The 20,069-nt window shown below is 72.9% G+C and carries 18 protein-coding genes and 1 pseudogene; 9 read left to right on the top strand and 10 right to left on the bottom strand.

Features of this window, described 5'->3' with window-relative positions; genetic code table 11:
- Positions 1-35: 35 nt before the first annotated feature.
- The 4 genes from O7603_RS28180 to O7603_RS28195 all read left to right on the top strand — a co-directional run bounded on the left by O7603_RS28180 (position 36) and on the right by O7603_RS28195 (position 4,491).
- Positions 36-869 carry an alpha/beta hydrolase gene (locus tag O7603_RS28180; RefSeq protein ID WP_281572753.1) on the top strand — a complete coding sequence of 278 codons (834 nt, stop codon included), beginning with the start codon at positions 36-38 and terminating at the stop codon, positions 867-869.
- A gap of 119 nt (positions 870-988) precedes the next feature.
- Positions 989-1,738 (top strand): SIS domain-containing protein, encoded by a 750-nt coding sequence (locus O7603_RS28185; protein ID WP_281572754.1) that lies wholly within the window; start codon positions 989-991, stop codon positions 1,736-1,738.
- 119 nt (positions 1,739-1,857) lie between these two features.
- Entirely contained in the window at positions 1,858-2,361 is a 504-nt protein-coding gene (locus O7603_RS28190; RefSeq protein WP_281572755.1) for a DUF6328 family protein, read from the top strand.
- A 117-nt stretch (positions 2,362-2,478) separates the two neighbouring features.
- A complete protein-coding gene (locus tag O7603_RS28195) occupies positions 2,479-4,491 on the top strand; it encodes an acyl-CoA dehydrogenase family protein (protein WP_281572756.1) in 2,013 nt (670 codons plus the stop codon).
- A 108-nt stretch (positions 4,492-4,599) separates the two neighbouring features.
- On the opposite strand, the gene O7603_RS28200 is transcribed toward O7603_RS28195, so the two are convergent.
- The 8 genes from O7603_RS28200 to O7603_RS28235 form a co-directional block, all read right to left on the bottom strand.
- Positions 4,600-4,767, bottom strand: a complete 168-nt coding sequence (locus O7603_RS28200; protein ID WP_281572757.1) for a hypothetical protein — start codon at positions 4,765-4,767, stop codon at positions 4,600-4,602.
- A 9-nt stretch (positions 4,768-4,776) separates the two neighbouring features.
- Complete coding sequence (locus tag O7603_RS28205; RefSeq protein ID WP_281572758.1) at positions 4,777-5,382, bottom strand: hypothetical protein; 606 nt, start codon at positions 5,380-5,382, stop codon at positions 4,777-4,779.
- Between the two features lie 84 nt (positions 5,383-5,466).
- On the bottom strand, positions 5,467-5,865 hold the full coding sequence (locus O7603_RS28210) for a transcriptional repressor (RefSeq protein WP_281572759.1): 399 nt from the start codon (positions 5,863-5,865) through the stop codon (positions 5,467-5,469).
- Positions 5,866-5,893: 28 nt separating this feature from the next.
- A complete protein-coding gene (locus tag O7603_RS28215) occupies positions 5,894-6,193 on the bottom strand; it encodes a metalloregulator ArsR/SmtB family transcription factor (RefSeq protein WP_281572760.1) in 300 nt (99 codons plus the stop codon).
- A 43-nt stretch (positions 6,194-6,236) separates the two neighbouring features.
- Positions 6,237-7,106, bottom strand: a complete 870-nt coding sequence (locus tag O7603_RS28220; RefSeq protein ID WP_281572761.1) for a metal ABC transporter permease — start codon at positions 7,104-7,106, stop codon at positions 6,237-6,239.
- 2 nt (positions 7,107-7,108) lie between these two features.
- Positions 7,109-7,870, bottom strand: a complete 762-nt coding sequence (locus O7603_RS28225; RefSeq protein ID WP_281572762.1) for a metal ABC transporter ATP-binding protein — start codon at positions 7,868-7,870, stop codon at positions 7,109-7,111.
- Positions 7,867-8,823, bottom strand: coding sequence for a metal ABC transporter substrate-binding protein (locus O7603_RS28230; RefSeq protein WP_281572763.1), 957 nt, complete (start codon positions 8,821-8,823; stop codon positions 7,867-7,869). Before O7603_RS28230 ends, O7603_RS28225 begins: the two co-directional genes overlap by 4 nt.
- Positions 8,824-8,877: 54 nt before the next feature.
- Positions 8,878-9,135, bottom strand: a complete 258-nt coding sequence (locus O7603_RS28235; protein ID WP_281572764.1) for a DUF6703 family protein — start codon at positions 9,133-9,135, stop codon at positions 8,878-8,880.
- A gap of 27 nt (positions 9,136-9,162) precedes the next feature.
- Here O7603_RS28235 and O7603_RS28240 point away from each other — a divergent pair, with 27 nt between their 5' ends.
- The 4 genes from O7603_RS28240 (at position 9,163) to dusB (ending at position 12,802) form a co-directional block, all read left to right on the top strand.
- Complete coding sequence (locus O7603_RS28240) at positions 9,163-9,504, top strand: antibiotic biosynthesis monooxygenase family protein (RefSeq protein WP_281572765.1); 342 nt, start codon at positions 9,163-9,165, stop codon at positions 9,502-9,504.
- A gap of 24 nt (positions 9,505-9,528) precedes the next feature.
- The gene (locus O7603_RS28245) at positions 9,529-10,077 is read left to right on the top strand and encodes a hypothetical protein (RefSeq protein ID WP_281572766.1); all 549 of its coding nucleotides are present in this window, start codon (positions 9,529-9,531) and stop codon (positions 10,075-10,077) included.
- Between the two features lie 112 nt (positions 10,078-10,189).
- The gene (locus O7603_RS28250) at positions 10,190-11,569 is read left to right on the top strand and encodes a glycine--tRNA ligase (protein WP_281572767.1); all 1,380 of its coding nucleotides are present in this window, start codon (positions 10,190-10,192) and stop codon (positions 11,567-11,569) included.
- Between the two features lie 60 nt (positions 11,570-11,629).
- Positions 11,630-12,802, top strand: a complete 1,173-nt coding sequence (dusB, locus tag O7603_RS28255; RefSeq protein ID WP_281572768.1) for a tRNA dihydrouridine synthase DusB — start codon at positions 11,630-11,632, stop codon at positions 12,800-12,802.
- A gap of 167 nt (positions 12,803-12,969) precedes the next feature.
- Here dusB and O7603_RS28260 read toward each other — a convergent pair whose 3' ends face one another.
- Positions 12,970-13,629: a C39 family peptidase gene (locus O7603_RS28260; RefSeq protein ID WP_281572769.1), complete on the bottom strand. Its 660-nt coding sequence runs from the start codon at positions 13,627-13,629 to the stop codon at positions 12,970-12,972.
- A 1,544-nt stretch (positions 13,630-15,173) separates the two neighbouring features.
- Positions 15,174-16,769: pseudogene (locus tag O7603_RS28265) on the bottom strand (beta-N-acetylhexosaminidase); the annotation flags it as partial.
- A gap of 436 nt (positions 16,770-17,205) precedes the next feature.
- On the opposite strand from O7603_RS28265, the gene ppdK reads away from it, so the two are divergent.
- Complete coding sequence (gene ppdK / locus O7603_RS28270) at positions 17,206-19,941, top strand: pyruvate, phosphate dikinase (RefSeq protein ID WP_281572770.1); 2,736 nt, start codon at positions 17,206-17,208, stop codon at positions 19,939-19,941.
- Positions 19,942-20,069 lie beyond the last annotated feature (128 nt).

Below are 20,069 nucleotides of genomic sequence, written 5' to 3' on the forward strand. Positions count from 1 at the left end.
CGGCGACGCCGGCCGACCTGGGTAGGCTGCGGATCATGCGGATCGACGCCCGGGGATTCACGTTCGACGTCCGCGCCGGCGGTCCGGGGGACGGCCCGCCCGTGCTGCTGCTGCACGGCTTCCCGCAGCACGGCGGGGAGTGGGACGACGTGGTGCCCGCGCTGCACGCCGCCGGCCTGCGCACCTACGCGCTCGACCAGCGTGGCTACGCCCCGGATGCCCGGCCCACCGAGGTGGCGGCCTACCGGCTGCCCGAGCTGGTGGCCGACGCGGCGGCGGTGCTCGACGCGCTCGGCGTCGACGCCGCGCACGTGGTCGGCCACGACTGGGGCGCCGTGGTCGCCTGGGGCCTCGCCGCGCACCACCCGGCGCGGGTCCGCACGCTCACCGCGGTCTCCGTGTCGCACCCGGCCGCCTTCGGCTACGCCCTGGCGCACGACGTGCGGCAGAAGGCCCGCTCGTCGTACATCGCGCTGTTCCGCCAGTCGGGCGGCAAGGCGGAGACGGTGCTGCTGGCGCTGAACGCCGCCGCTCTCCGGCGGCTGCTCTCCGGCGTGGGCGACGCCGCCCGGGTGGCCCGGTACGCCGGCCCGATGCGGGAGCCGGGCGCGCTGACCGGCGCGCTCAACTGGTACCGGGCGATGTCGGGAGCCGACATGAAGGCCGTCGGCCCGGTGACCGTGCCCACCACGTACGTCTGGAGCGACCGGGACGTCGCGATCGGCCGGACCGCCGCGGAGGCCTGCGCCGCCCACGTGACCGGGGACTACCGCTTCGTCGAGCTGCCCGGGGTGAGCCACTGGATCCCGGACGAGGCGCCGGCGGCGCTGGCCGAGGCGATCCTGGCCCAGGTCCGGGCCGGGGCCTGAGCCGACCGGCGGCCGGTGCGGGTCGCCAGGCCGGGTCGACCGGCAGGCGGTACGAGCGGATCGACGGGCGGCCGGTGCGGGTCGCCCTCGGTCGGAGGTACGCAGGAGATGGAGGAGAGATGACGCTGAGCGCCGAGAGCTACCTGGCGACGGTGACCGAGACGATGAACCGGGTGGCCGCGAGCCAGCGGGAGGCGGTCGGCCGGGCCGCGGACCTGCTCGCCGACGCGATCCGCGCCGACGGGGTGGTGCACGCGTTCGGCACCGGGCACTCCGAGGCGTTGTCGATGGAGATCGCCGGCCGGGCCGGCGGGCTGGTGCCCACCAACAAGATCGCGCTGCGGGACCTGGTGCTGCTCGGCGGTGCCCCGGTCGACCTGCTCGGGCCGACCCTGGAGCGGGACCCCACGGTCGCGCACCGCCTGTACGAGCTGGCGCCGGTCCGGCCGCAGGACGTCTTCGTGGTGGCCTCGAACTCCGGTGTGAACGGCGCGATCGTGGAGTTCGCCACCCTGGTCAAGGAGCGCGGTCACGGACTCGTGGCGATCACCTCGGCGCAGCACTCCGGCCGGATGACGTCCCGGCATCCGTCGGGCCGGAAGCTGGCCGACGTCGCCGACGTGGTGCTCGACAACGGCGCGCCGTACGGCGACGCGACGCTGCCGCTGCCCGGCGGCGGGGCGGTCGGCGCGGTCTCCTCGATCACGGCGGCGCTGCTCGCGCAGCAGATCACCGTGGAGGTGGTGGCGCGGCTGCTCGCCGCGGGGGAGCAGCCGCCGGTCTACCTGTCGGCGAACATCGCCGGCGGCGACGAGCACAACAACGCCCTGGAGGCCCGGTACGCCGGCCGGATCCGCCGCGGTTCCTGAGCACGGTCGGGCGAAGCCCCGCCCCTTCGTGAGTCGGTTTCACGCGCCGCGTGATCGGGCATTGGCGTTGCTGCCGGCGGCCGGGGCCGCCGGCAGTAGCGTCTGAGCGGAGGTAACGCGTGTCGAAGGAAACCGAGAAGCAACGCTGGCAGCGCAACTTCGCGGACCTGCTCCAGGAGTTGCGGGTGGCGCAGACCGGCGTGCAGATCCTCTTCGCGTTCCTGCTGACCCTCCCGTTCAGCAACGGCTTCACCAGGACCAGTCCGTTCCAGAAGGACGTCTACATCGTCTCGCTGCTCGCCGCGGCGGCCGCCACCGCGTTGATCATTTCGCCGGTGGCGTTCCACCGGGCGCTGTTCCGCCAGGGACGCAAGCCGGAGCTGGTGCGGTTCGCGCACCGGATGGCCAGCGGCGGGCTCGCCTTCATGCTGATCTCCATGGTCAGCGCGGTGCTGCTGATCACGGACTTCGTGCTCGACCGCCCGATCGCGTTCGTGCTCAGCGCGCTGACCGCGGTCTGGTTCCTCACCTTCTGGATGGTGCTGCCGTTCGCCCGCCGCGGCTGGGGGGACGACGACATCGACGACGAGGACGACAATCCTCGTACGCTCGCCGGCGACTGACCCCGGCGATCGCCGAAACTCGATCTTCACGCAACGCTACCCCTGGGTAACACCCGGGGGTAGCGTTGCTTGTGTCGAGCACGTTGACGCAGCGGACCGAGGTTCGAGGGGGCAGCCGTGACCACGACGCAGAACAGCCGACCCGTGCCGGAGGAGTCCGGCGCCGTCCCGGAGCGGCCCGACACGAGCGGCGGCATGGCCGCCCCACTGCCCGGCGAGGCGGGGCAGGTGTCCGAGAAGGAGGCCCGCCAGGTCGCCGAGGCGGCCCGGGAGTCCGCCTGGGACCGTCCCAGCTTCGGCAAGGAACTCTTCCTCGGCCGGTTCCGGCTCGACCTGATCGACCCCTGGCCCCGGTCCGACCCGGCCGAGGACGCCCGGGCGGAGGAGTTCCTCGACCGGCTGCGGGCCTTCCTCATCGCAGAGGTCGACGGCGCGGCGATCGAGCGCGACGCGCATATTCCTGACGAGGTGTTCCAGGGGCTGGCCCGCCTCGGCGCGTTCGGTATGAAGATCGACCGCTCGTACGGCGGGCTCGGGCTCAGCAACCTCCAGTACTGCCGGGCGCTGATGCTGGCCGGCTCGATCAGTCCGGCGATCGGCGCGCTGCTCTCGGCGCACCAGTCGATCGGCGTGCCGCAGCCGCTCAAGATGTTCGGCACCGCCGAGCAGAAGCAACGCTTCCTGCCGCGGCTGGCCGCGGGCGAGGTCTCCGCGTTCCTGCTCACCGAGCCGGACGTCGGCTCCGACCCGGCCCGGCTCGCCACCACCGCCGAGCCGACCGAGGACGGCACCGGCTACCGGCTCAACGGGGTGAAGCTCTGGGCGACCAACGGGACGGTCGCGACACTGCTCGTGGTGATGGCGCGGGTGCCGGCCGCCGAGGGGCGCCGCGGGGGAATCACCGCCTTCGTCGTCGAGGGCGATGCCGACGGCATCACCGTCGAGCGGCGCAACGGCTTCCTCGGCCTGCGTGGCCTGGAGAACAGCGTCACCCGGTTCCACGACGTCGTCGTTCCCAGGGAGAACGTCATCGGCGGCGAGGGCAAGGGTCTGAAGATCGCGCTGACCACGCTGAACACCGGCCGGCTGTCGTTGCCGGCGATGTGTGTCGGCGCGGGCAAGTGGTCGCTCAACGTGGCCCGGGAGTGGGCGGCCGACCGTGTGCAGTGGGGCCGGCCGGTCGGCGAGCACGAGGCGGTCGCGCAGAAGCTGTCGTTCATCGCCGCGACCACGTACGGCATGGAGACCATGCTGGACCTGTGCTGCCTGCTCGCCGACGACGACCGCAACGACATCCGGATCGAGGCGGCCCTGGTCAAGCTCTACGCCAGCGAGATGGCCTGGCGGATCGCCGACGACCTGATCCAGATCCGGGGCGGCCGCGGCTACGAGACGGCGGAGTCGCTGACCGCGCGGGGTGAGCGGCCCGCCGCCGTCGAGCAGTTGCTGCGCGACCTGCGGATCAACCGGATCTTCGAAGGCTCGACGGAGATCATGCACCTGCTGATCGCCCGGGAGGCGGTCGACGCGCACCTCTCGGTCGCGGGCGACATCATCGACCCCGACGCCGGCCTCGGCCGTAAGGCGAAGGCGGGAGCCCGGGCCGGCGTCTTCTACGCGAAGTGGCTGCCCACGCTCGCCGTGGGGCGGGGCCAGGCCCCCGGGGCGTACGGCGAGTTCGGGCGGCTCGCCGGTCACCTGCGGCAGGTGGAGCGCGCCTCGCGCAAGCTGGCCCGGTCGACCTTCTACGCGATGTCCCGCTGGCAGGGAAAGATGGAGCGCAAGCAGGCGTTCCTGGGCCGGGTGGTGGACATCGGGGCGGAACTGTTCGCGATGGCCGCGGTCTGCGTCCGGGCGCACGCCGAGCGGGACAGCCGTCCGGAGAACGTCGAGCTGGCCGACCTGTTCTGCCGGCAGGCCCGGGTCCGGGTCGACGCGCTCTTCACCGCGCTGTGGGACAACACCGACCCGGTCGATGTCGCGGCCGCCAAGCGCATCCTCGCCGGCCGGTACGCGGCCCTGGAGGACGGTGTGATCACCCCGCCGGCGGACGCCCCCTGGGTGGCGCCCTGGTCGCCCGGCCCGTCCACCGCGTCCGACGTCCGTCGCCGCATCCCGCCGCCGCGGTGAGCAGTCGCCCGGCGGGGGGCCGGGCGGGGCGGACAGCGCCGGTGCGTGGGGTTGGTGAATCGGCGTCATCGCCGCCCGCCGCCCGCACCGGCGGCAGTCGCGGGCCGGTCAGCGGGCGATCGCCCAGGCCAGGATCGCCGCGAGGATCAGCCCGTTGAGTGCCGCCAGGCCCAGGTACGCCGCGGGCGGGATCTTGCGGTCCTTGCGGACGAAGCTGACCAGGACGGCGGCGTAGCCGAGCAGCAGCACGGCGATGACGAGCAGGAAGTAGAACACCCGACGACCTTAGCGGCCGTCGCGCAGACCGAGTCGGCGCAGCTCCAGCGTGGCGAGGGCGTCGACGGTGGCGTCGTCGCCGCGCCGCCACGCCTCGGCCACGTCCGGCGCGATCCGGGTCAGCCGGCCCAGCGGCTGGGTGGCGAGCGCCCGCAGGGCGAGCAGGTCACGGCCGGCGGGCGCGGCGGCCAGCTTCGCGGCCGAGCCGGCGCGGCGCATCCAGCGCAGCCGCAGCGGCAGCCAACCGACGAGCACCAGGCCGAGCGGGAAGATCAGCACCGCGACGGTGAGGGCGAGGGCAAGTTGGTCGACCAGCTGCTGCTGGTCGCGGCCGGCCTCGGCCAGCGCCCGGGCGGCGCCGGCCGCGCGCTCGAACGGCGCGGTGAGTTCGTCGCCGACCAGCGGCACCCGGCCGACCTTGCCGCCGGCCTCGGCCAGGTTGTCGGCGAGTCCGCCACCGGCTCCCTCCAGCTTCTGCCCGGGGACGGCGAGCTTCTGGACCAGGTCGTGCAGCCACATCGCGAAGCGGATCGCCCCGTAGACCCAGGCGACGACGAGCAGGTCGGTGAGGAACTGACGGGCGGCGGTCGGGAAACGATCGGCGTAGATCTTCACGCCGGACAGCGTCCCACGGATGGCGCTCGCAGGCACCCGCCCGCCCGGCCGGCGTACGTCACCGGGCCGGCGGCGCGGCGGGTGTCAGTGGACGCAGGCCCGGCAGGTGCCGAAGATCTCCAGGGTGTGGCTGACGTCGGCGTAGCCGTGCTGCGCGGCGACCCGCTCGGCCCAGCTCTCCACGGCGGGCCCGGCCACCTCCACGGTCCGCCCGCAGGCTCGGCAGACCAGGTGGTGGTGGTGTCCCTCGCTGCACCGGCGGTAGAGGTGCTCACCGCCGGGCGGGCGCATCACGTCGATCTCGCCGGCGTCGGCCAGGCCCTGCAGCGTGCGGTAGACCGTGGTCAGGCCGACCCGCTCGCCACGGGCGCGGAGCATCGCGTGCAGGTCCTGCGCGCTGTGGAAACCCTCGACCTCGCCGAGCAGGGCGCTGACCGCGCTGCGCTGACGGGTGTTGCGGACGGCGGTGCCGCTCTCGCTCACGACGTGCCCCCTCCGACCGGTCGCTGCCTCATGACCCCTCCCCGGCGTGACTGACCGCGTCCGCCACGATGTGCGCGACGTGCTCGTCGACCAGGGTGTAGGCGATCTCCCGCCCCCGGCGGGAGCCGCGTACCACACCGGCGCCGCGCAGCACCCGCAGGTGCTGCGACACCAGCGGCTGCGCCGCGCCGAGCTTCTCGACCAGCTCGTGCACGCACCGTTCTCCGCCGGCCAACTCGCTGACGATCGCCAGCCGGATCGGCGCCGACAGGGCACGCAACAGCTCGCCGGCACCCTCGAAGACGTCGTAGCCGGATCCGTCGCTCACCCTGTAACGGTAACCAATACCGCCGGCCCCGCGGTGATCAGCATCAGTGGAGCACCACCTCGTGCGGTTCTGGGTCCGGTGCCGAGGCCGGCGTCGCCGCACGCCGGCGCAGCATCCGCCACGCCCCGGCGGCCAGCGCGACCACCAGGAACGACGCGATCGCCATCAGCACCACCGAGGCGCCCGGGGCGGTGTCGGCGTTGGCCGCCACCCACACGCCCGATCCGGCGGCGAAGAGCCCGAGCGCCATCGCCGCCGTCATCGTGCCCAGGAAGCCGCGGGCGACCTGCTGGGCGGCGGCCACCGGCACCACCATCAGCGCGCTGATCAGCAGCACGCCGACCGCCCGCATGGCGATGGTCACGGTGACCGCGGTGGTGACCGCGATCAGCATGTTCAGCGTGCGCACCGGCAGGCCGGACACCCGGGCGTACTCCTCGTCGTGGGAGACCGCGAAGAGCGCCGGCCGCAGCGCGAGCATCAGCACCAGGATCGCCACGCCGAGCACCACGATCGTGATCAGATCGGGCGGCGAGATGGTGATGAGCGACCCGAACAGGTACGCCACGAGGTTGGCCGGGGTGCTGTCGGAGAGCCCGACCAGCATCACGCCGCCGGCGATGCCGCCGTAGAAGAGCAGCGCCAGCGCCAGGTCCCCGGAGGTCCGCCCGCGGGAGCGGACCAGCTCGATGGCGATCGCCCCGAGGCTCGCCACGATCACCGCGACGAGCACGGGGGAGCGGTTGAGCAGCAGGCCGGCGCCGACGCCGGTCAGCGCCACGTGCCCGATCCCGTCGCCGATCAGTGCCAGCCGACGCTGCACCAGGTAGATGCCGAGCGCCGGGGCGGCGAGCCCGATGACCAGCGCCGCGATCAGGGCACGCTGCATGTACGGGTACTGGAAGAGTTCCATGCTCAGTTGCTCCAGAGACCGACGGGCTCGTCGGGACAGTGCGGATGCACGTGGTCGTGGTCGGGCTCGGCGTGGTGGCCGGCCGGGTCCGGCACCGGGCCGTCGTGACAGATCCCGCCGGCGTGGACGACGATCGCGCGGTCGATCAACGGGCGCAGCGGGCCCAGCTCGTGCGCGACGAGCAGCACCGTCCCGCCGCCCGTGACGAACTCGCGCAGCGCGCCGGCGAACGCGTCCTGGCTGACGGCGTCCACCCCGGCGGTCGGCTCGTCCAGCACCAGCAGCTCCGGCTGGCCGGCCAGGGCCCGGGCGATCAGGGTGCGCTGCTGCTGACCGCCGGAGAGGGTGGCGACCGGGTCGGCGGCGCGGTCGGCGAGCCCGACCGCGCGCAGCGCCGTGTCGACCGCGGCCCGGTCGGCGGCGCCGGGCGGGCGGAGGATCCCCCGCCGGGCGAGCCGGCCGGAGGCCACCACCTCCCGGACGGTGGCCGGCACGCCGCCGCCGGCGCCCAGCCGCTGCGGGACGTACCCCACCCGCTCCCACTGCCGGAACCGGCGCAGCGGGCGGCCGAAGAGACTGACCGACCCCGCGGTCAGCGGCACCAGGCCGAGCACCGCCCGGATCAGGGTGGACTTGCCGGAGCCGTTCGCGCCGAGCACCGCGACCACCTCGCCGGCGGTCACGGTGAGGGATACGTCACGGAGCACGGGACGGCTGTCGTAGCCGACCGCCCCGTGCTCGACGGTGATCACCGGTGGGTTCACGAGCAGCTCAGCGCCGTTCGCAGCGTCTGCAGGTTGGTACGCATCACCGAAAGGTAGTCCCCGCCGTTGTCAGCGGACAGTCCCTCGATCGGATCCAGCACCGCGGTCTTCGCGCCGACCTCGCCGGCGATGGTCTCGGCGACCTTCGGGCTGACCAGCGTCTCGAAGAAGATCGTCGTGGCCTTGTGCTCCCGCGCCTCCCCGGCCACCTCGGCCAGCCGCTGCGGCGAGGGCTCGGTCTCCGGGGTCAGCCCGGTGATCCCGACCTGCTCCAGCCCGTAGCGCTCGGCCAGGTAGCCGAAGGCGGTGTGGCTGGTCACGATCTCCCGGCGCTCGCAGGCCTTGAGGCCGTCGGCGAACTCGGTGTCCAGCGTCGCCAGGTCGGCGTGCAGCGCCTTGGCGCGCGCGGTGTAGTCGGCCGCCCGGTCGGGGTCGGCCTTGCCCAACCGGTCGGCGAGTTGGTCGGCGACGGTGGCGAGCCGGGTCGGGTCGAGCCAGAGGTGCGGGTCCTTGCCCCCGGTGGACTCCTCGTGGTCGGCCGGCTCGGCCTCGCCCTCGTGCTCGTGGCCACCGGCGGCGGCGTCCCGCAGCGGCTGGACCGTCGTGACGTCGAAGGCCCGGTCGTTCGCGTTCTGCGCGACCGCCTCGTCCACCGCGGGCTGGAAGCCCTTGAGGTAGACGATCAGCTCGGCCTGGCTGATGTCGCCGACCTGGCCCGGGTTGAGTTCCAGGTCGTGCGGCTCGGCGCCCGGCTTGACCAGGTTGGTCACCCGGACGGCGTCCCCGCCGACCCGCTCGGCGATGAACTGGAGGGGGTAGAAGGCGGCCACCACGTCGACCCGCTGCGGGTCGGCACCGGCCGCGCCGTCGGTGGAACAGGCGGCGGCCCCGCCCAGGGTGAGCAGGGCGGTGGTGACGGCGGCCAGGACGCGCGGAGTGGAGCGGTTGTTCATGGCGTCAACTGTCCGCCGTAACGATAATGATTGTCAAAAACGCATGATTGCATGTCAGAGCAGCTTCACCAGGGCCACCGCCACCAGCAGCGTCAGCATCAGCAGCCGGATGAGCCGAGTCTGCGGCGCCTGTACCGGCCAGGTGGTGGCCAGGAGCGCGACCAGGGCCGCGGCCAGTGCCAGCAGCAGCACGCCGCCGACCGGGCCGGGTGTGAACAGCGCCACCAGCACCAGTGCCAGGGTGGCCAGGAACACCGCCGTCGGATTCGCCCGGGCCAGCCGGGCCAGCAGGGGGCTCTGCGTACGCTGCATCCCACAGACTCTACGAGGAGGAACCCGGTGCTGGTGACCAACCGGTTCGTGGTCGAGGTCGATGTCGCGGACGACTTCACCGAGCGGGCCCACGCCGCCCTCACCGCGCTCGCCGCCCGCCCCGGCTACCTGCGCGGCCAGTTGGTCCGGGCCCTCGACGACCCGCGGCACTGGTGCCTGGTCACCGAGTGGGAGTCGGTCGGCGCCTACCGGCGGGCGCTGGGCGGCTTCGAGGTCAAGGTGACCGGCGTCCCGCTGCTCGCCCAGTCGGTCGACGAGCCGTCCGCGTACGAGGCGCTGGCCAGCGTCGCGCCGGGCGGCGCGGTCGTGGTGACCGCAAGTGATCGGGCCGCTGGTCCTTACCGCTGAGCCCACGGGCACTACCCTGCTCCTATGACCGCTCCCGGCCCGGCCGCCCCACCGCCGCATCCCGCGCCGCCCGGGCAGGACGGCGGCCAGCCGCCGGGTCCGCCCACCCCACCGCCGGGCCCCGGGGTCTCGCCGCCGTTCGCCGCGCCGCCCAGCGAGGGGCGGCGCGCCCGGCTCTGGCTGGGGCTCGGGGTCGGCGCGCTCGCCGTGGTGCTCTGCTGCGGCGGTGGCGGCGCCGCCGTGATCGGGCTCGCGGTGAGCGGCGTGCAGGCGGTCCGCGAGCAGGGCCGGACGGTCTCCGCCGACTACTACCAGGCGCTCGTCGACCGGAACTACGGCGACGCGTACGACCAGCTCTGCGACGACGCGAAGCGCCGCGAGTCGCGGGCGGACTTCGAGCAGCGGGCGGCCGCGGAGCCGCAGGTGTCCGCGTTCCGGGTCGGCGAGGTGGACACCAACAACCTCACCGTGCCGGTGGACGTCACCCTGGAGGGCGGCCAGCGGGAGCGGCAGCAGGTCATCCTCGGCCAGGACCAGCAGACCGGCGGCATGGAGGTCTGCGGGGTCAGCTGACCCGGCCCCGGTATTCTGCTGGGCCCGGGGTCCAGCGAGTCGTACCGTTGTCCCGAACTGCTCGTCCCGTCCCTATCGCCCCCGCCGACCGCCAGCCGGCGTAGGAGGAAACATGCCAGCCGACCGTATCGACGCCGTCGTCAGCCTCGCCAAGCGCCGAGGCTTCGTCTTCCCCTCCAGCGAGATCTACGGGGGCACCCGGTCGGCGTGGGACTACGGTCCGCTCGGCGTGGAGCTCAAGGAGAACGTCCGCCGGCAGTGGTGGAAGACCATGGTCCAGCAGCGCGACGACGTCGTCGGCCTGGACTCGGCGGTCATCCTGGCCCGCCAGGTCTGGGAGGCCTCCGGCCACATCGCCGAGTTCGTCGATCCGCTCACCGAGTGCCAGTTCTGCCACAAGCGGTTCCGCGCCGACCACCTCGAGGAGGCGTACGAGGCCAAGCACGGCCGGCCGCCGACCTCGCTGTCCGAGCTGAGCTGCCCGAACTGCGGCAACAAGGGCACCTTCACCGAGCCGAAGATGTTCAACGGCCTGATGAAGACCTACCTCGGCCCGGTGGAGAGCGACGAGGGGCTGCACTACCTGCGCCCGGAGACCGCCCAGGGCATCTTCGTCAACTACAAGAACGTCGAGACGGTCGCCCGCAAGAAGCCACCGTTCGGCATCGCGCAGACCGGCAAGTCGTTCCGCAACGAGATCACTCCGGGCAACTTCATCTTCCGGACCCGCGAGTTCGAGCAGATGGAGATGGAGTTCTTCGTCGAGCCGGGCACCGACGAGCAGTGGCACGAGTACTGGCTCCAGGAGCGCTGGAACTGGTACCTCGACCTGGGCCTGTCGCCGGACAACCTGCGCTTCTTCGAGCACCCCAAGGAGAAGCTGTCGCACTACTCGAAGCGGACCGTGGACATCGAGTACCGCTTCCAGTTCGGCGGCACCGAGTTCGCCGAGCTGGAGGGCATCGCGAACCGGACCGACTTCGACCTCTCCACGCACAGCAAGCACTCCGGCGTCGACCTGTCGTACTTCGACCAGACCAAGCAGGAGCGCTGGATGCCGTACGTCATCGAGCCGGCCGCCGGTCTGACCCGCGCGGTGCTCGCCTTCCTGCTGGAGGCGTACGACGAGGACGAGGCGCCGAACACCAAGGGCGGCGTGGACAAGCGCACCGTCATGCGGTTCGACCCGCGCCTGGCGCCGGTGAAGGTCGCGGTGCTGCCGCTGTCCCGCAACGAGGCGCTCTCGCCGAAGGCCAAGGAGCTGGCGGCCACGCTGCGTAAGCGCTGGGTGGTGGAGTTCGACGACTCGCAGGCGATCGGCCGCCGCTACCGCCGGCAGGACGAGATCGGCACGCCGTTCTGCGTGACGGTCGACTTCGACACCCTGGACGACAACGCGGTGACCGTACGCAACCGGGACACCATGGCCCAGGAGCGGATCTCCCTGGACCAGGTCGAGCGCTACCTCATCGAGCGCCTGCCGGGCTGCTGAGCTGCACGGGGCCCCGGCCGGCGCGGAAGAGCGTCGGCCGGGGCCCCGTACACTTGGCGGGTGACCGCCCCGACCCTTCCCCGCCTGCGCCCGCTCACGCTCGGGCGGCACGAGGTGTGGCCGCCGGTGGTTCTCGCCCCGATGGCCGGCATCACCAATGTCGGTTTCCGGCAGCTCTGCCGGGAGCAGGGTGGCGGCATCTACGTCTGCGAGATGATCACCACCGTCGCGCTGGTGGAACGGAACCCGAAGACGCTGCGGATGATCGCCTTCGGCGAGAACGAGCAGCCGCGCAGCCTCCAGCTCTACGGCACCGACCCGGAGACCACCGCCGCCGCCGTCCGGATCGTGGTCGAGCGGGACCTGGCCGACCACATCGACCTGAACTTCGGCTGCCCGGTGCCCAAGGTGACCCGCAAGGGCGGCGGCGCGGCGCTGCCGTGGCGGCGCCGGCTCTTCGCCCGACTGGTCAGGGCCGCGGTGGACGCCGCGTCACCCGCCGGGGTGCCGGTCACGGTCAAGTTGCGCAAGGGCATCGACGACGACCACCTGACGTACGTCGAGGCGGGCCTCGCCGCCCAGGACGCCGGGGTGGCCGCGGTGGCCCTGCACGGGCGTACGGCCGCACAGCGCTACTCGGGCACCGCCGACTGGGACTCGATCGCCACCCTGAAGCAGGCGCTCGACGTGCCGGTGCTGGGCAACGGCGACATCTGGGAGGCCGACGACGCGCTGCGGATGGTGGCGCACACCGGCGCGGACGGGGTGGTGGTCGGTCGGGGCTGCCTCGGCCGGCCGTGGCTCTTCGCCGACCTGGAGGCCGCGTTCAACGGCCGACCGGAACGGCGGCTGCCCAGCCTCGGCGAGGTCGCCAGCACCATGCGCCGGCATGCCGAGCTGCTGGTCGAGCAGTTCAGCGCGGGGTCGAGCACGCCCGCGCGGGGCGAGCGGGACGGCTGCACCGACTTCCGCAAGCATGTGGCCTGGTACCTCAAGGGCTTCCCGATCGGCGGGGAGCTGCGCCGGGAGCTGGCGATGATCGAGAGCCTGGCCCAGCTGGACGACCTGCTCGGCAAGCTCGACCCGACCGAGCCCTTCCCGGTGGCCACCCTGGGCCAGCCGCGCGGCCGCACCAACTCCCCGGGCAAGGTCTTCCTGCCCGACGGTTGGCTGGCGAGCCGGGACGACGACTCCGTCCCCGAGGGCGCGGAGCTCGCGGACTCCGGCGGCTGACCGCGAGACGAAGAGGGGCCGCCCCTGGCTGGGGGCGGCCCTTTCGTGTGTGGATGGACGACGAAGGGCCGGCCCTGGGTGGGGTCGGCCCTTGGTGGTGTGTGGATGGACGCTGAAGGGCCGGCCCCTTGTGGGGGCCGGCCCTTCGGTCCGTGTGGCTGCTCCGGTCAGCTGGTGGAGTAGCCGCGGGTGGCGATCCAGTCGGCCAGGTGGTCGACGCTGATGCGGTAGGAGGCCATGTTCGGGTCGGCGCTGTCGGCGATGGTGACGGTGTTGCCGCCGTCGCGGTAGCCGATGACGCTGATGTAGTGGCCGCCCTCGAAGGAGTGGGTGTTGCCGTCGGTGTCGGTGGTGGTGCCGGCGATGTTGGCGACCACGGCGCGGCCGTCGTCGACGGTGCGGACGATGTCGTCGCGCAGCTTGTCGGTCTGCTTGTCGTCGGCCTTGGTGCTGCTGATCTCGACGCTGTGGTAGGCGTTGTTACCGGTTTCCTTGTTCAGGACCGGGGTGATGTCGTTGATGCTGTTGGTGCCGGCTTCGGTGGTGCCCATTTCCTTGGCCATGGCGTCGACGTCGATGTTCTTGCCCTGGACGGACAGGGCGTTGCGGGTGGCGGCGGGGCCGCAGTAGTAGAAGTTCGGCTGGGCCTCGTAGCGGACGTTGAGTTCACGCTCGCCGTTGTGGTTCTTGCGGTCGGTCTGGACCTGGGCCGCGGCGGGCTTGGCGTCGGCGGCGTGGGCGGCGATGGCGGGGCCGGCGATGCCGCCGGTGGCGGCGGCGAACCCGACGGCGGTCAGGGCGGTCTTGCGGATCAGATCGGTACGCATGATGTGTGCCTCTCTGTTCGGGGGTGCCCGGCACATACCGCCGGGGGGCGGGTGTGTGCCAAAGAGTGAGGGGGGTGGAGGTGCGCCTGGCGGCGGGGCCTGCTCGGGCGTCTCCGGGGGAGGTCAACGACCGGGGCGGCCCGGTCATTCCGGCGCGGTGGCCGGTGGCGGTCGCGGCCTTGGGGGTGGTGCCTCGGGGCTGCGGCGCCGGGGGATGTCAACGACCCGGGGCGGCCGATCATTCCGGCCGGTCGGGCGGGGTGGCCCGGGGCCGTGGTGTCGCAGGGAGTCAACGACCGGGGTGGGTCGGTGATTCCCGGGCCCTGGAAGGGGGTCGTTCTTTCCGGGGCCGGCGGCCGGGGGGCCGCGCGGCATGTCATGTTCAACGACCGGGGCCCGGGCATGATTCCGCCACCGGAGTGGCCCCGGCCACGCCACACCCGACCCCAAACCCGGACACCGCACCCACCCGGCCACCCCGAGAACCGGACAGCCCGCCCATCCGCGCCCGCCCGCCCATCCGCGCCCACCCGCCCCGGCCGGTGATCAAGAGATTTGCGTCGCCCGAGCCGGGCTTGCTGACGCGAACCTCTTGATCAACACACCAGCCAACCCGCCCCACGCCGGCCCGTCGACCCGTCGGCCGTACCCCGCTCCGGCTCCTCGGGAGCGGCGCTCCGGCTCCGGGAGAAGGGTTCGACTGGCGCGTGCGGGATGATCGACTCCGTGGGGCCCCAAACGCGGCATCCCCGCCATCTGGATGCCGCCATATCGGCGACACGGAGTCGATCACCCCACCCCACCCCACCCCACCCCGCCCCGCTCCGCGCTGCGGTGAGGCGTGGCGTGGCTGCGACACCTCAGTGCTCGCTGCATGCCGGGTGTCCTGCGTGCGTCCGGTGCCCGTGCCCGCGGGGAGGAGCGCGCGTCCTTTAGAGCTGGGTCGTTTACTACATCGGGGCCTGGTCCATCCCGGCCTGACTCGTCCGGGCCTGACGTCCGGGCCTGACTCGTCCGGGCATGATCGGTTCGGGCCCTGACGTCCGGGCCTGGTCGGTTCGGGCCCTGACGTCCGGGCCTGGTCGGTTCGGGCCCTGACGTCCGGGCCTGGTCGGTTCGGGCCCTGACGTCCGGGCCTGGTCGGTCCGGGCCTGATCGGTCCGGGCCTGAGCCGTTCAGGCCTGAGCCTCTGCCGCCTGATTCGTTGACGACATCAGCTCTAAAGGCTCGGGGGCACGACGGTCCTGCCCTGCGCACGGCCCCGGAACCGGCCACCGCCCCTGGCGGTCTCGTTCCGGATGGGCGGCTGCGACAGCCGTGGATGTCGCGGTGTCGGACAACTGGGACACCGCGACAGCGACGGCCGCCGGCGCGCGCGGCGGGCATCGGGCTGGTCAGGCGGGATCGGGTGCGTTGTCCGGCGTCGGCTGGGTGGGGATCGTGGGAGCGCTGGCCGCGGCGACCCCGGTGGCCGGCTCCGCGGCCGGTGTGGTCGGGTCGCTGGCCGGCTGGGTGGGCCAGGGCGCCTCCGGTGCCGGGTGGGCCCAGGGCACCTCCGGTGCCGGATGGAAGGTGATGCCGGCGGTGGTCCAGCGGGGGCCGTGACCGGCGAGCCGGTCGCGGAAGCCCGCCCAGTCGTGCGTCGACCGGGGCGACCAGCCCAACTCGGCGACGGCGGGCAGCCGGGGGAGGAGCAGGAACTCGATGTCCGGCAGCGTCGTCACCGACTCGGTCCAGAGCGGCGCCTCCACGCCCAGGACGGCCTCGGCCGGTACGTCCGTCACGTGGCTGCCCGGATCCCACTCGTACGCGCGCCGCACGTCGATCAGGCCGGCCCAGTCGTGCCCGATCGGGGTGTCCGGGGCGTACTTCATGTCCAGGTAGGCGTGGTTGCCGGGGGAGAGAATGAGCCGGGCGCCGCGGCGTACGGCGTCGGCGGTGGCCGGGTCGTCGCCGTTGGTGCCCCACCACTGGAGCACCCGTCCGTCCCGATGCTCGGCCGGGGCGATCTGATGCCATCCGACGACCGTCTTGCCGGTGGCCGCGACGATCCGCTGCACCCGTTCGACGAAGCCGGTGTACGCCTCGCCCTTCACCTTGAACGCCTCGTCGCCGCCGATGTGCAGCCACGGGCCGGGAGTGTGCGCGGCCACCTCGCCGAGCACGTCGGCGATGAAGTCGTACGTCCGCTCGCTGGCCGGGTCGACGTAGCTGAAGCCGACCTCGGTGCCGGTGTAGGGCGGCGGTGCGACGCCGTCCGGTGCCAGCTCCGGGTACGCCACGAGCGCGGCGTTCGTGTGCCCGGGCAGGTCGATCTCGGGGACGACCGTGATGTGCCGGGCGGCCGCGTAGCGGACGATCCGTCGGTAGTCGGCCGCGGTGTAGTGGCCGCCCGGGCCGCCGCCGACCTCGGTCGTCCCGCCCACCGTGGCCAGCCGCGGCCACGAGTCGACCGCGATCCGCCAGCCCTGGTCGTCGGTGAGGTGCAGATGCAGGTGGTTGAGCTTGTACCGGGACAGGTGATCGATCACCCGGAGCACGTCGGGGACGGTGAAGAAGTGCCGGGCCACGTCGAGCATCGCGCCCCGGTACGGGAACCGGGGCCGGTCGACGATCGACCCGCCGGGCAGCACCCAGCGCGCGGCGACCGGGGCGCGGCTCTCGATCGCCGCCGGGAGCAGTTGGCGCAGGGTCTGCACGCCGTGCAGCAGCCCGGCCGGCCCGGCCGCGGCGATCCGCACCCCGCTCCGGGTCACGTCGAGGCGGTAGCCCTCCGGCCCGAGCGTGTCGTCGTCGAGCAGCGCCAGCGCGATGCCGCCGGCCGCCTCCGGGCGCGCGGTGTCGGTGACCGGCAGTGGATACCCGGTGGCCGGGCGCAGCAGCGCGGCCAACTGTTCGGCGACGGCCAGCGCCGCGGGGTCGCCGCTGACGCGAATCACCGTGTCGGGGGTCAGCACGTGGTCGGCGTCGGGGTCGGGTCGGACCTGCTCGGGCGCCGGCACGACGTCGCCGAGGCGGACCGGGGCGGCCGGGGCGAGCAGGTCGCCGGCGGCACGCTCGGCGGTACGCGCCAACTCGGCGGCGTCGCTTTCGGCGGTCCGCGCCAGTTCGCCGACGGGACGTTCGGCGGCGCCCGTCAGCTCGGCGGCGTCGCCTTCGGCGGCGCACGCCAGCTCGCCGGCGGCCGGCTCGCGCAGCGGCAGTCGGTCCGGCTCGGCGGCGGCCGGCGGGCGCGGGTCGGCGGCGGAGGGGAGGGTCGACACGGCGGCGGCTCCGGGGGGTGTATTTGCGGCGGTTATGGCAAAGGTGAAGTTCACCGAAACGCGTGCCGTCAAGGGTACGGCGGAACGCCGGATTGCGTGATCGTGCGCGTGGAAGCGTTCCCAAAAACCGGTACGAACGCGGATAGTCGTGATAGCTGTGCCTATTGTCACCGAACGGTCCCAGGTCACTCGATGTTCGCTTAACCTTCGCCCACCGATCGGCGTGGATCGTGGATTACCGGCGGTCCACCCGGGGGTATGTGAGCAACTGAACCTTCGTTAAGTGTCGGACCGGCGCGCGTGGGAGGCTCTGGTGGCAGCGCAAGAGACGGCGGAACACAAGTACGTCTACGACTTCGCCGAGGGCAACAAGGACCTGAAGGACCTGCTCGGCGGCAAAGGGGCCAACCTGGCCGAGATGACCAACCTCGGCCTTCCGGTTCCCCCCGGCTTCACCATCACCACCGAGGCCTGCAAGGCGTATCTCGCCACCGGTGAGGAGCCCGCCGGGCTCGCCGACCAGATCGCCGCTCACCTGCGGTCGCTGGAACGGGAGATGGGCCGGCCGCTCGGCGACCCGGACGACCCCCTGCTGGTGTCCGTCCGGTCCGGCGCCAAGTTCTCCATGCCCGGCATGATGGAGACCGTCCTGAACGTGGGGCTGAACGACCGCAGCGTCGTCGGACTCGCGCGACAGGCGGGCGCCTCGGCCGACCGGGCCGGCTCCGACGGCGCGGACCGCTTCGCCTGGGACTCCTACCGGCGGCTGATCCAGATGTTCGGCAAGACCGTCTGCGAGGTCCCGGGCGAGGAGTTCGAGCACGCGCTGGACGACGCCAAGCGCGCCAAGGGCACCACCAACGACCTGGATCTCGACGCCGACGACCTGCGCGGGCTGGTCGACGCGTACAAGAGGATCTTCCTCAAGCACACCGGGCGGGACTTCCCGCAGGACCCGCGGGAACAGCTCGACCTGGCGATCCGGGCGGTCTTCGAGTCGTGGAACGCCGAGCGGGCCGTGGTCTACCGTCGCCAGGAGCGGATCCCGGCCGAACTCGGCACGGCGGTCAACGTGGTGGCGATGGTCTTCGGCAACCTCGGCCCGGACTCCGGCACCGGCGTCGCCTTCACCCGGGACCCGGCCAGCGGCTCGCAGGGCATCTACGGCGACTACCTGGCCAACGCGCAGGGCGAGGACGTGGTCGCCGGCATCCGCAACACCGTGCCGCTGCAGGAGCTGGAGCGGATCGACAAGACGTCGTACGACGAGCTGCTCAGCTACATGGCCCGGCTGGAGGAGCACTACAAGGACCTCTGCGACATCGAGTTCACCATCGAGCGGGGCAAGCTCTGGATGCTCCAGACCCGGGTCGGGAAGCGCACCGCGGCGGCGGCCTTCGTCATCGCCGGCCAGCTCGTCGACGAGGGCCTGATCGACCTCGACGAGGCGCTTCACCGGGTGAACGGCGCGCAGCTCGCCCAGCTGATGTTCCCGCGGTTCCGGCTCGACCACGAGTTCGAGCCGGTGGCCAAGGGCATCGGCGCCTCGCCGGGCGCGGCGTCGGGCAAGGTGGTCTTCAGCTCCGACCGGGCGGTCGAGCTGGCCGCCGAGGGGGAGTCGGTGATCCTGGTGCGCCGGGAGACCAACCCCGACGACCTGAACGGCATGATCGCGGCCAAGGGCATCCTCACCTCCCGGGGCGGCAAGACCAGCCACGCCGCGGTGGTGGCCCGGGGAATGGGCAAGACCTGCGTCTCCGGCGCGGACGAGCTGGACGTCAACGTGCCGCAGCGGAAGTTCACCGTCGCCGGGCGGACCGTCACCGAAGGCGACGTCGTCTCCATCGACGGCACCACCGGCAAGGTCTACCTCGGCGAGGTGCCGGTCATGCCGTCCGAGGTGGTGCAGTACTTCGAGGGCACCCTCGACGCGGAGCGGACCGACGACGCGCTCGTCCGGGCCGTACACCGGATCATGACGCACGCCGACCAGCGGCGGCGGCTGGCGGTCCGGACGAACGCCGACACGGCGGACGACGCGGCCCGGGCCCGGCGCTTCGGCGCCGGTGGCATCGGCCTGTGCCGCACCGAGCACATGTTCCTCGGCGACCGGCGGGAGCTGGTCGAACACCTGATCCTGGCCCGCACGGACGCCGAGCGGGAGGCGGCGCTCGGGGCGCTGCTGCCGATGCAGCGAGCCGACTTCGTGGAGATCTTCCGGGCGATGGACGGTCTCCCGGTGACCGTCCGGCTGATCGACCCGCCGCTGCACGAGTTCCTGCCTCCGTTGGAACAGCTCGCGGTCAACGTGGCGGTCGCCCAGGAGCGCGGCGAGGACGTGGCCAAGGAGGAGGCGCTGCTCGCCGCGGTGCGCCGGATGCACGAGCAGAACCCGATGCTCGGGCTGCGCGGCGTCCGCCTCGGCCTGGTCATCCCCGGCCTGTTCGCGATGCAGGTCCGGGCGATCGCGGAGGCGGCCGTCGAGTGCGCCCGCGCCGGCGTGGCGGCCAAGCCGGAGATCATGGTGCCGCTGGTCGGGGCCGTGCAGGAGCTGGAGACCGTCCGCGCCGAGGCCGAGAAGATCATCGCCGAGGTGGTCGGTGACAGCGGGGTCGAGGTGCTGATCGGCACGATGATCGAGGTGCCGCGGGCGGCGCTGACCGCCGGGCAGATCGCCGAGGCGGCCGAGTTCTTCTCCTTCGGCACCAACGACCTCACCCAGATGGGCTGGGGCTTCTCCCGGGACGACGTGGAGGGCGCGTTCTTCTGGCGCTACCTGGAGCTGGGGATCTTCGGCATCTCGCCGTTCGAGTCGATCGACCGGGAGGGTGTCGGCCGGCTGGTCCGGATCGCCGCCGAGGAGGGCCGGGCGGCCCGGCCCGGGCTGAAGCTCGGCGTCTGCGGCGAGCACGGCGGCGACCCGGACTCCGTGCACTTCTTCCACTCCGTCGGGCTGGACTACGTGTCCTGCTCGCCGTTCCGGGTGCCGGTGGCCCGGCTGGAGGCGGGTCGGGCGGCGGTGGAGACGGCCGGCTCGGACAGCCGCTGAGCGATCCGGACGTGGCGGGGCAGGCCTGGCGGCCCCGCCGCGTCCGCGGGCGTCGCGCCCCGCCCGCCGCGCCGGGTGTGGGCTGCCCTCGCTCCGCGCGCCGCGCCGGGTGGCGGCTGTTCTCGCCC

Origin of the sequence: Micromonospora sp. WMMD812 (assembly GCF_027497215.1) — a bacterium.
Classification (GTDB): domain Bacteria; phylum Actinomycetota; class Actinomycetes; order Mycobacteriales; family Micromonosporaceae; genus Micromonospora.